Source organism: Anaerohalosphaeraceae bacterium (assembly GCA_035378985.1).
Classification (GTDB): domain Bacteria; phylum Planctomycetota; class Phycisphaerae; order Sedimentisphaerales; family Anaerohalosphaeraceae; genus JAHDQI01.
This window is the reverse complement of record DAOSUR010000006.1, coordinates 61,661-75,792: the sequence shown is the minus strand read 5'-3', so window position 1 is coordinate 75,792 and position 14,132 is coordinate 61,661. Positions and strand designations below refer to the sequence as shown.

10 protein-coding genes are annotated in these 14,132 nt (G+C 53.6%); 7 read left to right on the top strand and 3 right to left on the bottom strand.

Annotated elements, in window-relative coordinates; genetic code table 11:
• Positions 1-27: 27 nt before the first annotated feature.
• The gene (locus PKY88_06145; protein ID HOQ04775.1) at positions 28-1,062 is read right to left on the bottom strand and encodes a LacI family DNA-binding transcriptional regulator; all 1,035 of its coding nucleotides are present in this window, start codon (positions 1,060-1,062) and stop codon (positions 28-30) included.
• A 418-nt stretch (positions 1,063-1,480) separates the two neighbouring features.
• Here PKY88_06145 and PKY88_06140 point away from each other — a divergent pair, with 418 nt between their 5' ends.
• The 4 genes from PKY88_06140 (at position 1,481) to PKY88_06125 (ending at position 6,758) form a co-directional block, all read left to right on the top strand.
• Positions 1,481-2,353: a type II secretion system protein gene (locus PKY88_06140; protein ID HOQ04774.1), complete on the top strand. Its 873-nt coding sequence runs from the start codon at positions 1,481-1,483 to the stop codon at positions 2,351-2,353.
• A 143-nt stretch (positions 2,354-2,496) separates the two neighbouring features.
• Positions 2,497-4,317 carry a Na+:solute symporter gene (locus PKY88_06135; protein HOQ04773.1) on the top strand — a complete coding sequence of 607 codons (1,821 nt, stop codon included), beginning with the start codon at positions 2,497-2,499 and terminating at the stop codon, positions 4,315-4,317.
• Positions 4,318-4,329: 12 nt separating this feature from the next.
• On the top strand, positions 4,330-5,565 hold the full coding sequence (locus PKY88_06130) for an AGE family epimerase/isomerase (protein HOQ04772.1): 1,236 nt from the start codon (positions 4,330-4,332) through the stop codon (positions 5,563-5,565).
• Positions 5,562-6,758 (top strand): glycosidase, encoded by a 1,197-nt coding sequence (locus tag PKY88_06125; protein HOQ04771.1) that lies wholly within the window; start codon positions 5,562-5,564, stop codon positions 6,756-6,758. The genes PKY88_06130 and PKY88_06125 overlap by 4 nt, the downstream gene beginning before the upstream one ends.
• A 10-nt stretch (positions 6,759-6,768) precedes the next feature.
• Here PKY88_06125 and PKY88_06120 read toward each other — a convergent pair whose 3' ends face one another.
• Positions 6,769-7,926 (bottom strand): glycosyl hydrolase, encoded by a 1,158-nt coding sequence (locus PKY88_06120; GenBank protein ID HOQ04770.1) that lies wholly within the window; start codon positions 7,924-7,926, stop codon positions 6,769-6,771.
• Positions 7,926-9,485, bottom strand: coding sequence for a hypothetical protein (locus PKY88_06115; GenBank protein HOQ04769.1), 1,560 nt, complete (start codon positions 9,483-9,485; stop codon positions 7,926-7,928). The genes PKY88_06120 and PKY88_06115 overlap by 1 nt, the downstream gene beginning before the upstream one ends.
• A gap of 500 nt (positions 9,486-9,985) precedes the next feature.
• Between PKY88_06115 and PKY88_06110 the strand changes: the two genes are divergently transcribed.
• The 3 genes from PKY88_06110 (at position 9,986) to PKY88_06100 (ending at position 14,118) form a co-directional block, all read left to right on the top strand.
• On the top strand, positions 9,986-11,362 hold the full coding sequence (locus tag PKY88_06110; protein ID HOQ04768.1) for a hypothetical protein: 1,377 nt from the start codon (positions 9,986-9,988) through the stop codon (positions 11,360-11,362).
• Between the two features lie 167 nt (positions 11,363-11,529).
• The gene (locus PKY88_06105) at positions 11,530-12,156 is read left to right on the top strand and encodes a PEP-CTERM sorting domain-containing protein (protein HOQ04767.1); all 627 of its coding nucleotides are present in this window, start codon (positions 11,530-11,532) and stop codon (positions 12,154-12,156) included.
• A gap of 108 nt (positions 12,157-12,264) precedes the next feature.
• Positions 12,265-14,118, top strand: a complete 1,854-nt coding sequence (locus tag PKY88_06100; GenBank protein HOQ04766.1) for a CBM35 domain-containing protein — start codon at positions 12,265-12,267, stop codon at positions 14,116-14,118.
• Positions 14,119-14,132: the final 14 nt, after the last annotated feature.

The window sequence follows — 14,132 nt, the reverse complement described above, 5'->3', positions numbered from 1 at the left end:
TTTTGCCGGAGAGAGCAAGAAAGATTTTTAAATGGCGCGTGTGGATTTTCTTATGACCAGTTCGCAGTCGATGACTGTCCGCACCCGCTTGGCGGATTTTTCTTTGCCGCTGAGACGCTCCATCAGGATACGGGCGGCTTCAATCCCGATTTGGCGGGACTTCTGCCGCACGGTGGTCAGCGGGGGCGGAATCAGCTGGGAGAATCTGTTGGAGTCGCTGTAGCCGACAACAGAAAGGTCATCGGGGATGCGCAGCCCCATTTCGGCGGCAACTTTATAGATTTCGAATGCGGCCCAGTCGGAGAAGGAGAAGACGGCAGTGGGTTTTTTTTCGAGCATCTGGCGGATAAGCGGGGGAATTTCCTCGACGAAGTCGGAGCCGACCTGGAGGATGTAGGTGACATCAGGGTAGGCGGAGAGGGCTTCTTCGAAGTAGCGACGGCGGAGTTTGGCCCAGGTCCACTCCTGATGGCCGGACAGATGAGCAATTCGCCGGTGGCCGAGCTGATAAAGGTGCTGGGCGACCAGTTCAGCCCCGAGCCGTTCATCCGTGATGACGGAGTCTGAAAAATCCAGTTCGTGATCGATGGTGACGACAGGAAGATTTCTGGATTCGAGTTCATCCAGATGCGCTCCGTACACTTCGCTGACGCGGGGCCAGAGGATGACGCCGTCCACCCGGCGGTCGATGAGACGGTGCATTTGTTTGAGCATAAAGGCTTCTTTTTCTTTCTGAGAGAGGATTTTGCCGAAGCAGCTGTCCCAAAGCATAATCCCGGCATAGTCGTATTCGACGAGGGTATCGTGAATGCCTTCGATAACGCGGGACCAGTGTTCATCGAAAGGGGGAACCATAATGCCGATGTTTCCGGTTCGTCCCGTCTGGATTCCCTGGATGAGAAGATTGGGGCGGTAATTGAGTTTTTTGGCGCACTCAAGGACTTTTTGTCGGGTTTCTTCAGAGATTTCCCCTTTGTTGCGCAGGACGCGGGAGACCGTCGAAATAGACAGGTTGGTTTCGGCGGCGATTTGTTTTAAGCTGACTTGTGTTCTCGGTTTCATTGTAATTTGGATATCTTCCTGGGTACAGAATTTCAGATTCTCTTGAATATCCTATCGATTTGTCGTTTTTTGGCAAACAACTATTTGAGGAAATTTGCGGATTTTACCGCAAAAGGAGAAACAATATATCAGGACATAGAGGAGGTGTATTGTCTTGACAACGGTTTTTTTGAGAAGGAAAGATATATAATGTTTTCTTTTTCAATTACTTACGTGCAATGCAGGTTTTAGTATAAGATGTCAGAAAGACAAGCTTTCCCCCGGCGGCGGAAGGAACTGAGCGGCAAATAAAAATGGAAGGGCAAATATTAACGCAAATATTTTTTATTGACATTACTTGTTCGTCTTTCTATAGTGAAGTTGGTAAGGAAGAGGGGTTTTGGGAAAACGGAAGACGGCTCTGTTTAAGGAGATTGTTATGAGTCGCAAAAACGGATTTACTTTAATTGAATTGCTGGTGGTGATTGCCATCATCGCCCTGCTGCTGACGATTGTGATGCCGTCTTTGAAAATTGCTAAAGAGCGGGCGCAGGAGGTTCTTTGTGAGAACAACCTGCGGCAGTTTGGGATTGGAATGACTGCGTACTGCAATGACAATAACGGGACATTTCCGGATGCAGAAGACTGGCTTTTGATGAATCTGGTGCGGAATGACCCGGCCAGTCCGTTTCCGGTCAGTTCGAGTTCGCTGATGAATTTTGACTGTGTCTGGCACAATGCGGCTATTATTCCGGATGGACTGATTATCCGGTATCTGACGGATGATCGGGTTCGTGCCTGTCCGGCCTTTAAGCGGATTGCCCTCCAGAAGAGCAACTGTGCCCGCGGGCTGGGCACGCACAATCCGGCGATTCCGGTTGTGCCGCAGTTTACGTATTCTCAGAATCCTTTTTTGGGACCGTTGGGGTATCTGAGGGCCTCTGTCTTTGCCAGAAGGATTACTCAGGTGAAGTCTCCCTCTCAGGTCTTTGCGTACGGAGAGGAAAACCCCTATACGCTTCCCAGTTCCAATCCGCGTCCGCTTTATACAGGGTTTACTGTACGGGTTTCTTCGCAGACGCCTCTGAATGACTGTCTGCTGTACAGCATCAATCCGGCGGCGGCGAAGGCCACGATTGATAATGCAGGCGGAAAATATAAGGTGCCGCCGACGTTTGTGGACTGCATGGGCAGTTTTCATCGTGCTAAGGATGCCGACGGGTATCTGGGATATTCCAAGGCGGTGTTTGTGGACGGGCATCTTCAGAATGTGCTGCCGGAGGAAACGCTGATTTATTCGTGGCCGTTTTAACCGGCTGCCTCCGTGGGCTCTATTCGGTTTTTCCGGTGCCGAGGGAGGATTCGTTAAAGCCGTCCTCAGGGCAGGGAGTTCCGTGTTTGTTTTCGGTGAGAGGGATTTTCTGTTTTTTTTGAAGCATTGATACGGGAAAACAAGTGAAGTTTACAGCAATTGACATCGGCATAATTGTTTTGTATCTGGTGAGCGTGCTGGCAATCGGGTTTCTGTGCTCGCGGCGGGCGGGCCAGAGCATTCATTCCTATTTTCTGGGGGGCAATCGGATACCGTATCCGCTGTTGGGGATTGCCAATGCATCGGGGATGTTTGATATAACCGGCACGATGTGGCTGGTGACCTTCTTTTTCATCTACGGGATGAAAAGCGTATTTATTCCGTGGCTGTGGCCGATTTTCAATCAGGTATTTTTGATGATTTATCTGGCCCGATGGCTGCGGCGTTCCGGAGTGATGACCGGGGCCGAATGGATTGGGTTTCGGTTCGGTCAGGGAACGGGGGCGACTTTATCCCATTTAAGCGTAGTCGTCTTTGCGCTGGTGAGCGTGGTGAGTATGCTGGCGTATTCGTTTCAGGGAATCGGCAAATTTGCCGCGGTCTTTTTCCCCTGGGATTGGCCGCCTTCGGTTTATGCGATTGTCCTGATGGGAATTACGACAGTGTATGTGATTGCCGGCGGGATGTACAGCGTGGTGGTGACGGATTTGCTTCAGTACGCCATTCTGACCGCCTCGGGTGTCTGTATTGCCTGGATTGCTATGACGAGAACGACCGCCGGTCAGATTGCGGCCTCTGTTCCGGCCAGCTGGGCGGATTTGTTTTTCGGCTGGAAACTGAATCTGGACTGGTCAGGGCTGCTGGAGGCGGGCAATGCCAAGATTGCTCAGGACGGCTGGGAGTATTTTACGGTTTTTGTGCTGCTGATGCTTTTTAAGGGGATTCCGGCCAGCATGGCAGGACCAGCGCCGAATTATGATATGCAGCGGATTCTGGCGACGCGGAACCCCCGGGAGGCCGGGCTGATGAGCTGGTTTACCTGTGTGGCGCTCTTTGTGCCGCGGTATCTGATGGTGGCCTCCATTGGAGTGCTTGGGCTGGTGTTTTATCGGCAGACGCTGAATGAGATGGGCTCGCGGGTGGATTTTGAACAAGTGATGCCGTATGTGCTGAATCATTTTGTTCCGAGCGGTCTGTTGGGGTTTGTGCTGGCGGGTCTGCTGGCGGCGTTTATGAGCACGTTTGACTGCACGGTGAACGCCGGCGCTTCCTATGTGGTCAAAGACCTTTATCAGCGGTATATTCGGCCGGATGCTTCGTCCAAGCGGCTGGTTCGGATGAGTTATATCAGTTCCCTGCTGATTGTTCTGGCGGGAATCGGGGTGGGATTTACGGCCAAGTCGATTCATCAGATCTGTGAGTGGATTGTCGCGGGGCTGTACGGCGGGTATATCGCGCCGAATGTGCTCAAGTGGCACTGGTGGCGGTTTAACGGGTATGGATATTTTGCCGGAATGGCGGCCGGACTGGCGGCGTCGCTGGTCTTTCCGCTGATTCTGCCGGGGCGTCCGTCTTTGTATACGTTCCCGCTTCTGTTCGGCATCAGTCTGGCGGCCTCCATCGGGGTTTCTCTGATGACCAGAGCGGATGGCCCGGAGGTGCTGAAGCGGTTTTATGTCCGCACGCGTCCGTGGGGATTCTGGGGACCCGTCTTGCGGGCTGTTCAAGAGGAAAATCCTGCATTTGTCCCGAACCGCTGTTTTCGGCAGGATATGGTGAATGCAGCGGTTGGGATTGTCTGGCAACTGAGTTTGTGCACGCTGCCGTTTTATTTTGTGCTGCGGCACTGGAAGGGATTCTGGATTTCAGGGGCGGTGCTGGCGGCAACGTCGATTTTTCTGAAGCGGAACTGGTACGATCGTCTGGGAGACGAAGTGGAATCTGTTGAGCCTGCAGCGGGATAAGAGAGAGAAGCGATGAATGAAGCGACAATCAGGCAGTTTTTAAAGCAAGTCGAGAAGGAGCTGAACGGGAATATTCTGCCGTTTTGGCTGACGCATCTGCGGGACGGCAAGAACGGCGGATTTGTCGGCTGGATGAGCAATGATTTGGTGGTGGATGAAAAAGCGCCGAAGGGGCTGATTCTCCATACGCGGCTTTTGTGGACCTTTTCGGCACTGGCTCGCTTTCTGGGAGACAGCCGGTGTGAGGCGATGGCCCATGATGCCTTTGAGGTTTTGCGAAGAGATTTCTGGGATGAACGGTACGGAGGGGCCTACTGGCAGGTTGGAGCGGAAGGCCCGCTCCAGGTGCAGAAGAAAACCTACGGGCAGGCGTTTTTGATTTACGGACTTGCGGAGTATTATCGTTTGACGCAAACCTCGAAGGCCTTGGCGATGGCGATGGAGGTTTTTGAGCGGTTGGAGAAACAGGCTCTGGATCAAGAGTATGAGGGCTATTGGGAGGTGATGGAGCGGGACTGGACCCTGGCGGCCAAACAGCAGCTTAGTGAGGGGGATTTGGTGGCCCCCAAATCGATGAATGCACACCTGCATTTGCTGGAGGCCTTTACGGAATTGTATTCGGTTCGGCCTGTTGGGAAGGTCGGCAGGCGGCTGGAGGAGCTTCTCGAGATTTTCCAGCGGTTTATTCTCGACGGTCAGACGCATCATTTTGGTCTGTTTTTTGAGCGGGACTGGAAATGGCTGACCCGACGTGTTTCGTTTGGGCATGATATTGAAGGCAGCTGGCTGCTGTACCGAGCGGCTCAGGTGCTTGGGGAGGAAAAGCGGGGGCCGCAGACCGCGTCGGTTTCGCTGGAGATTGCGGAAGCGGTTTTGCGGGAGGGACTTGATGCGGACGGCAGTGTGCTGTATGAGCGGGATGAAAAAGGCCGAACGAATGCGGAAAAGCATTTCTGGTGCCAGGCGGAAGCGGTGGTCGGCTTTCTGAATGCCTGTCAGCTGAGCGGCCGACAGGAGTATCTGGAGGCGGCGTGGAGACTGTGGCGGTTTATTGAAGATTATCAGATTGACCGGACCTACGGCGAGTGGTTCTGGAAGCTGGATGCACGGCGAAAGCCCGATTTGTCCATGCCGAAGGTTTCGGAGTGGAAGTGCCCGTATCACAACAGCCGGGCCTGTATGGAGACCATTCAGCGGCTGGAAATGATTTTGAAGGAACGTGTTTTGAACGGACAGACAGTACGATGAAGACAATTGACAATTACCCCCAGGCGGTTCGCCGTCTTTATGAAAAGTATAATCAGCTGATTGAGCGGAAAAATCGTCCGGCAGAGGAAGAAGGACTGTTTCATCGCTATTTGCATCCGGTGCTTACGCGGGACCATATTCCTCCGTCGTGGCGGTATGAATTTGACCCGCAGCACAATCCGTTCCTGCTGGAACGGCTGTCCGTGAACTCCGTATTTAATGCCGGCGCCATCCGGATAGGGGATTCGTTTCTGCTGGCGGCTCGTGTGGAAGGGGCGGACCGCAAATCTTTTTTTGCGATTGCCGAGAGCAAATCGGGAATCGAAGGATTTCGCTTCTGGGAGCGGCCTGTAGAGATACCGGAACTGGATGAGTCCGAGACGAATTTGTATGATTTGCGGCTGACGGCACACGAAGACGGCTGGATTTACGGGCTGTTTTGTGTGGAGTCGAAGGACCCTGCGGCTCCGCCGGAGGATACCTCGTCCGCCGTGGCTCAGGCGGGGATTGCACGGACGAAGGATTTGAAGAAATGGGAGCGGCTGGCGAATCTGAAAACCCCCTCGCCGCAGCAGCGGAATGTGGTGCTGCATCCGGAGTTTGTCAACGGCTGTTATGGGTTTTATACCCGGCCTCAGGACGGATTTATTCAGACCGGCTCCGGCGGCGGAATCGGCTGGGGGACCTGCCGGAGCATCGAAGAAGCCGTTCTCACGGAGGAAATCATCGTCGATGAAAAGCGGTACCATACGATTCAGGAAGTCAAAAACGGGCTGGGGCCGGCTCCCATAAAGACCCGATACGGCTGGCTGCATCTGGCCCACGGCGTGCGCAATACGGCGGCGGGGCTTCGGTATGTTTTGTATGTTTTTATGACGGATTTGACGTGTCCGTGGAAAGTGACTCATCGTCCGGGGGGATATCTGCTGGCCCCGCGGGGGTCGGAACGAGTCGGCGATGTTTCCAATGTGCTGTTCAGCAACGGTTGGATTTTGGATGACGAAGGGACTGTTTACCTTTATTACGGTTCGTCGGATACACGGCTGCATGTGGCAACCTGTCCGCTGGAGGCACTGGTGGACTACACGCTGAATACGCCGGAAGACGGCGGACGAACAAGCAAGTGTGTGCAGCAGCGGATCGAGTTAATTGAGCGAAATCAGACCTGGCTGCAGAAGGAGGGGCTTCTCTAAAAGCTCGGATTTATCGGTACATTTCAGGCATCTCGCTCAGAAACAATGTGAAGGGATGGGCATAGAAGGCCCGAAAGTCTTCGGCGGCCGGATGCTCCGGATAGACGGCGAAGAAGTGGCGGGGGCTTTCGTTTCTCCAGAGACAAACCCAAACGATTCGGCGGGTTGATTCATCAGCGGTCATGGCCTGAAGGAGGACTTGTGTGAACCAGTTTGGGTCGGGCATTTTGTTGACGCCTGTTTCAGTGAGGGCGGCGGGTTTGTTTTTTTCTGCGGCGATTCGGGCAAGCAGTTGAAGGTCGCGGACGGCCTGTTCGAGCACCTCTCCATTGCGAAAATGGTAATAATTATCCATTCCGAGGATATCAACGTACTTATCACCGGGATAGCGTTCGAGGTAATCCTGCGGGCTTTTGCAAATGTCGGGGCTGTAGGCGTAAAGGAACTGGTGCATCTGCTTTTCGTTTCGGAAGTAGTCGACCGTAAACCGCCACAGGCGGATGAATTCCTCAGGGGTGCAGGTCTTCCGTCCCCACCAGAACCAGTCTCCGTTGTGTTCGTGGAAAAGCCGCAGGACGATGGGAATCGGTTCGTTGTTCGGGCCGCGGATGTCGAGGAATGCAGCGGCCAGCTCGAGTGTCCGGCGGTAGGTTTCGTGAAGGTCGCCGCCCGGCAGGAGCCGGGAGACGGCGGGGGTTGTATCCCACGAGCTGCCGCCGGTGGCGGGATTTCGCATATGCCAGCTGATGGTGTTGATGCCGTTTTTTTCATAAACCTGCCGAATCCAGTTTTTCATTCGGTCGAAGGGAACATGGTCAATGTTGGCCGGACGTCCGATTTCTCCGAGGTCCCAGCCGAAAACCGCCGGGTAGTCTCCGCAGACCCGGGCAATGTCGCTGTCCCAGTTATGATTCCTCCAGCCGATGCCGTAAGCGAGCGTTTCATGGTGACCGAAGAGAACGGCACGGCCGGAGAGGAGTTTGAGATTGCGGTACAGCGCGGCAGCTTGAGGCGATGCATTGGGGTCGGAAGGGCCGTCTGAGAGGCAGGCGGATGCAGCAGGGAGCGGATGACTCAGCGGCGTGCCCTCGGACAATTGCGGACTGCGGCTGCAGCCGGCATTCCAGATAACGGACGACAGGATAAAAAGAAAAGCGGGCAATTGCATTATTCTGCCTGGAAAGAGAAAGGTCTGTTTTTGCTGTACCATTGTTTGACGATGTCTTCTGCAGGTTTGCAGTAGATTTCGAAATTGACCTGATAAGAAGCCTGTTCGCACGGATAAAGAAACGAAGGCCAGGCCCACCAGGTAAATCCCATAAACCAGGGCTGATCCCAAAAGATTTCAAAAGCGGCCTGATAAAAGTCTGCCTGTTCCTGTCCGTCATAGATTAATTCCGGAGTCGAATGCTGCCAGGGAGTTCGCGAAACGCCTTTGGCACTGCAGACTCCGATCTCAATAAAGAAAAGGGGTTTTTGCCATTTTCGGCAGAGTTCCTGAAGTTCTTTCCGGACGGGAAGCCAGGCGGTCTTGAGCTGTTCGAGGGTCGGCTGGAAATCAGGCTGTTCGACCCCTTCAATCCCGGCCTGCTGCATAAAAGAACCGAGTGGGTAGTATCCGCTCATTCCGATTACATCCAGTGCATCCCAGAAACGGACGGAATCGCCCCGTCCGTGATTGACGTTATATGTGAGGAGGCCGCTGTAGCGTTTTCGGATTTGGCTGATTAATTCACGCCATTGCTGCTCGAAGGTTTCCGTGGAGTTCATCTCACAGCCGATACAAAGCATTTCGCATTGGGTTTTTTGGGCGATGTCGGCATAGTGAAGGATGAAAGACCGATACTCTTCCCACCAGGTCTGCCAGGCGGCCAGGTCCTGACTTCCGTCCTGTTTGATAAAATCAATCCAGGCCCGCCAGATGGTATCGCGGCAGTTGACCATCGGTTTCAGAATGATTTTCAGCCGATTTCGGCGGGCGATTTCGATGGCTTGACAGAGCATTTCGTCCGAGAATCCAATCGACGGCCCCCAGAGGATTTGAGGGGTATTGAAGGTTTCCATATCAGCCATTACGGCCAGACAGACGTAGTCGGCGTTGGTTTGGGCCATTGTTCGCACGGATTCCTGGAAAGAATCAACTGTGTTGTTCGTCAGCGGAGGCACGAGAAGGGTGTGCCCCTTGATAAACTCCAGGGGCGGTTTTGCGGTTTGCGGGAGAGATGCGGGTTCTTTCAAATAGGACAGGACGGCGTCGAGGCAATCCGGGATTCCGGATTGCTTTGAAAGACGGATTGTCCACCCATCGGGAGCTGTGATGATGGTTTCATTGGATGTGTCCTGAAGGGGCAAATCGGCCAGCTGTTCATACAGAAAGACGGCGGCTTTCGGAGGGTCGGGAAAGGCGCTGTACAAAGAAGGACGGTTCATCAGGCAGGCGTATGCTTTGCCGGAGAGGAAATACACGGCGTGGGTCGAGAAGATGCACAGGATGCCGTCAGGGCTGGTTTTGTCGCAGGCGGTCAAAATGAAGGATTCACCCGGAATAAATCGACAGTAGGTCCGCAGGTCATCTTTGGAAACGGCGGCTCGGTGGGGGAGTACAAGAACATAACGGGGCGGATGATAGGGATAAGACCGTTCGAGAATCAACCCCAGTTCTGATGGAATCTGCTTTCTCTGGGCCTGTTCAAAAGTTTGCTGAAGGGCCTGCTTAACGGCAGCCAACTCTTCTGCTGAAGGAGAAGGGGACAGGAACGTCCTTTGTGTGGGACGGCAGCCGATATTCAAAAGAAGGAGGATTGAATATACCGCAAAAAATAATTTCTGGACTTTAGTTTGTCTCATGACTGACCTCCAGAATAAGGATTCTAATCTATGTTTATTGTGGACATTTATAGTATTGTTGTTCCAGAATACAAGTTTTTTTGATTCAACGACTTAAGAGTTCTTTGTCCTCCCCCGCATCTTGAGGAGAAACGAAGATGCTATCGGACTATACAAGGGGAGTTTTTAAAAATCAAACAAATATTTACGCAAATATTATTTTTGGCTTTTTTTAAGGTTTTTGGGTTGACTTGAAAGGGGGGTTTTCGGATAATTGTACAATGAAACGGGATGGGTAATAGTAAGGAACGAAAATGCGCATCATCACTTTGACATGTCGTAGGTGTCGAAAATTTGCCAAATCAACGTTCTATTCATCAATTTAGGAAAGGAGAGTGGTTATGAGGAAATGTTTGGCGGCGTTGATGATTTTGGGCTGGGTGTCTGCCGGCTATGCGGTTATGTTGGCGGATTTTGAAACCGGTTTGGATGGTTTTGTGGCGACGGGGTCTCCTGCTCCGACTCTCAGTTTGAGTACACAGCCGGGTGCGGTGACATCGGGTTCTCAATGCTTGAGGGTGTATCATAACGGGACGAATTTCTGGCCCCTGCGCTGGGTGGCTCCGTCTGTGCCGACTCGTCTGGGGAAACTTCAGATTGATATTACCTGCTTTGCGGCGGATTGGCCGACTCAGCCGTGGACGCGGTTCTGCGAGAAAATTGCCCTGCAGAGCAATGCGCCCGGCGGCGGATGGGTGGAATATACAACCACCACGGCAAACTGGACCAATCGTCTGACAGGCGGGCCCGCACCGGTGGACTGGGGTGCCTGGGACGGGGATATGTTCCGGACGGTGACCATTGACATTTCCAACTATAATTTGACAGGGGCGACTTATTTCCAGATTAACCTGTCTTTTAACTGTTCCACAGCCGGGCCGTACTACATTGATGCGGTACGCTTCTTGGATGAGCCGCATAATCCGCATCCGGCGGATAACGGCGTAGCGGTGATTGGATATGATACGGAACTGTCGTGGGAGAATGCGACGAATTCTCTGAACTGGGTGAAGGTCTGGTTTGGGGCTCCGGTGGAAAATCCAAATGACCCCAATACAATCCTTTCACCGGACACGTACAAAAACCTGCTGACGAACATCTATACAGAAACGAATCCGGGTGCGGCCAGCAGCTGTCCGATGCCCTCTCTGACCGATGGGGTCAAATACACCTGGGTTATCGAAAGCGATCCAAACACAGTTCCTCTTGCGTTCTGGACATTCACGGCTTCGACGAATGTGCCGCCGACGGCGAATGCAGGGGCTGATCAGTATCGGTGGCTGGGCGGCCAGCCGAGTGTGGTAGTGACACTCAATGGAAGCACTTCGACGGATGACGGTCAGCCGGGACCGCTCAGTTATCTGTGGGAACAGACGGCGGGACCTGCGGTGACAATTGCCAATCCCAATGCAGCCGTAACAACGGTAACCCTGACAGAACTGGCGAATACGACCGAAGAAGGTTCGGCGGAACCGTATATATTCCAGCTGACGGTGAATGACGGACAGTTTACCTCCACCGATACGGTTCAGGTGACTTTGAATACGGATTCGTGCCGTGCATCGATTGAAGCGGGCGGTTATTATTTCTACGGTGATATTGCCGGGCCGAACGGGATCGGCGGGAATAACCGCGACTGCAGGGTGGATTTGTATGACCTGGCCGAAGTGGCGGTCAACTGGCTGGGCTGCTCGAACATCTTTGAGGCCTGTAATTAAGGAGAATCAGGTGCGAGGGTCTTGCTGCCGGAAAGGCAGGGCCCTCGCCTTCTGTGTTTCGGGTTCGGAAGGTTTAAAAAAGTGTGCGTGTGAGAGTGTGTGAGGGTGTTTACGGCAGTCGAGAATGATTCGAATTCAATTAGGTTCTAAGAAAGGAGAAGGATAAGATGAAGAAATGTTTGCTGATGTTGTTTGCGATGGGGATTGTCTCCGTCGGCCAGGCCGTGGTGATCGGCGATTTTGAAGCCGGGATGGATAACTGGGGTCCGAGCTGGGAAGGCGGAGCTTCGTTTACGATTGGTTCAGTGCCGGGAACGGTTACGCGGGGAAACAACAGCGTTGCTGTGAAACTTTCCGACGGCGGATATTGGAAAATGATGTGGAGTGCACCCTCGGCCCCGGGACTGATGAACAACGTGATTCTGACCTTCGATGTGACGATGTATGCCAATGAGTGGTCGGGCAACAACTGGACCAAGGTTGCTGACAAGATTGCCTTTAACAGCGACAGCGGCTGGCAGGAATGGACCACAGCGACGGCCGTGGACCGGCTGACGGGACTGCCGACCTCGACCGACTGGGGGCCCTGGGCCGGCGATGCTTTCAAGAGTTATCGGCTGGAAATTCCCAGTTACAATGCCCTCAACTGGTTCCAGATTGTGATTTCCTTCCAGCAGAATCCTGTTGCCGGCGCCGGGAATTTCTATATTGACAATATCCAGCTGATTCCGGAGCCGACCACGATTGCTTTGCTGGGTCTGGGAGCCCTGCCGCTGCTTCGCAAGAGGCAATAAAGGCCGAAGGGAAAGAGGAATTGTTGATTGGGGTGGACGAAAGGGCCGCCGAAGAAATCAGTCCGGCGGCCCTTTTTTGCCTGCGCAGATGCCCCCGGAGGGCCGTTGATGAAGTACGCGGGTTCTTGGTTTATCGGAGTTGTTTTGTCGCTGCAGTCCATAAGCGGGGCGGAGTTTTCTCGAATTCCTTTTCACAATCAGAGTTTGTTTCTGAACGGGCTGAATCTGGCCTGGCACCATTTTGCCGACGATATCGGGCCGAACCCTGCTACCCCGGATTTGGCTCATTTTGAGAGTGTGTTTTCGCAGCTGGAGTCCAGCGGGGCAAACTGTATGCGGCTGTGGCTGCATACCAACGGAGCCAATACCCCGGCCTGGGACGGCTTTACGGTGACGGGACCCGGAGCGAATACCATTGCGGATTTGGAAGCGATTCTGGATTTGGCGTGGGAGCATCGGATTTCTCTGATGCTGTGTCTGTGGTCGTTTGATATGCTGCGGGAATCCTATGGGACGACGATTACGGACCGGTCGATGGCGATTCTGACGGACCCGACGTATCGGCAGACCTACATTGATAATGCACTGATTCCGATGGTATCGGCTCTGGCGGGGCATCCGGCGATTCTGGCGTGGGAGATTTTTAATGAGCCGGAAGGAATGAGCAATGAGTTCGGCTGGTCGGGGATACGGCGGGTTCCGATGTCGGCGATTCAGGCTTTTGTCAATCGATGTGCGGGGGCGATTCATCGGGCGGCGCCGGGAGTGCCGGTGACCAGCGGCTGCTGGGATATGCAGGCGGGAACAGATGTGGACGGGCATACCAATTATTATACGGATGCACGGCTGATTGCCGCCGGCGGGGACGCGGACGGGACGCTGGATTTTTACTGCATTCATTATTATGACTGGGCGGGAGCGGCTCATTCGCCGTTTCTGCATCCGGCTTCGTATTGGGGGCTGGATAAGCCGCTGGTGATTGCGGAGTTTTATCCAAACTGTACGTATTGTACAGGCCAGTCCTATGAGACCCTTTATCAAAACGGCTATGCGGGGGCGCTGGCATGGTCGTGGACGGATACGGTTCCTCAAAGTCAAATGCTTGAACATATTCTGGCGGTTTCGTCGGCCCATCCGGAGGATATTCTGATTCGTCTGGAAGGAGACCCGCTGCCGCCGGTGTGCCGAATGGTCTGGCCGGCGGGCCCGATTCGAATCCCGGCGAATGTCAATCTGACTCTGGAGGCGGAGGCGGAGGATTCCGACGGCTCGATTGTGAAGGTGGAGTTCTATGAGGGAGCCACGAAATTAGGGGAGGATACCCAAAGCCCGTATCAGTTTCTCTGGAGCGGTGTGCCGGAGGGGACCTATTCCCTGACGGCTCGTGCGACAGACAGCGAGAATCTGAAGGGGACTTCGGAAGCAGTCCTCCTTCGGTCGGGCGGCAGTGTCGGCGTGCAGCCGCAGCGATATGAGGCCGAGGCGGCTGTTTATACAGGTACGATTGTTGTCCGCAGTTCCTCCTCGGCCGGCGGCGGTCAGTATCTTCGAATGACGGAGGATGGGACGATTACCTGGACGGTTCAGGTGCCTGCTTCAGGGACATATCCGATGACCGTTCGGTACAATCTTTATTATGGAACGCCGAAAACACAGTATCTGCGGATTAACGGCGGTCCGCAGATGCTGCTGGTTTTTGATGATGCACAGACCCAAACCTGGCTGACGAAGACGGTAGAGGTCGGGCTGTCGGCAGGCAGCAATACGATTGCGATTGAGAAATTCTGGGGGTGGATGTATTTTGATTATATTGAGCTGACCTTGCCGACGATTTGTGCATATGGAGATTTGAATTTGGATTGTCAGGTGAATCTGGAGGACTTAGCGGTTTTGGCGTCAGGATGGCTGAATCCTTACGAGATGTCGGAGCTGGCGGATATTTCAGCAGATTGGCAGGATTAAAGCAGGAATGACAG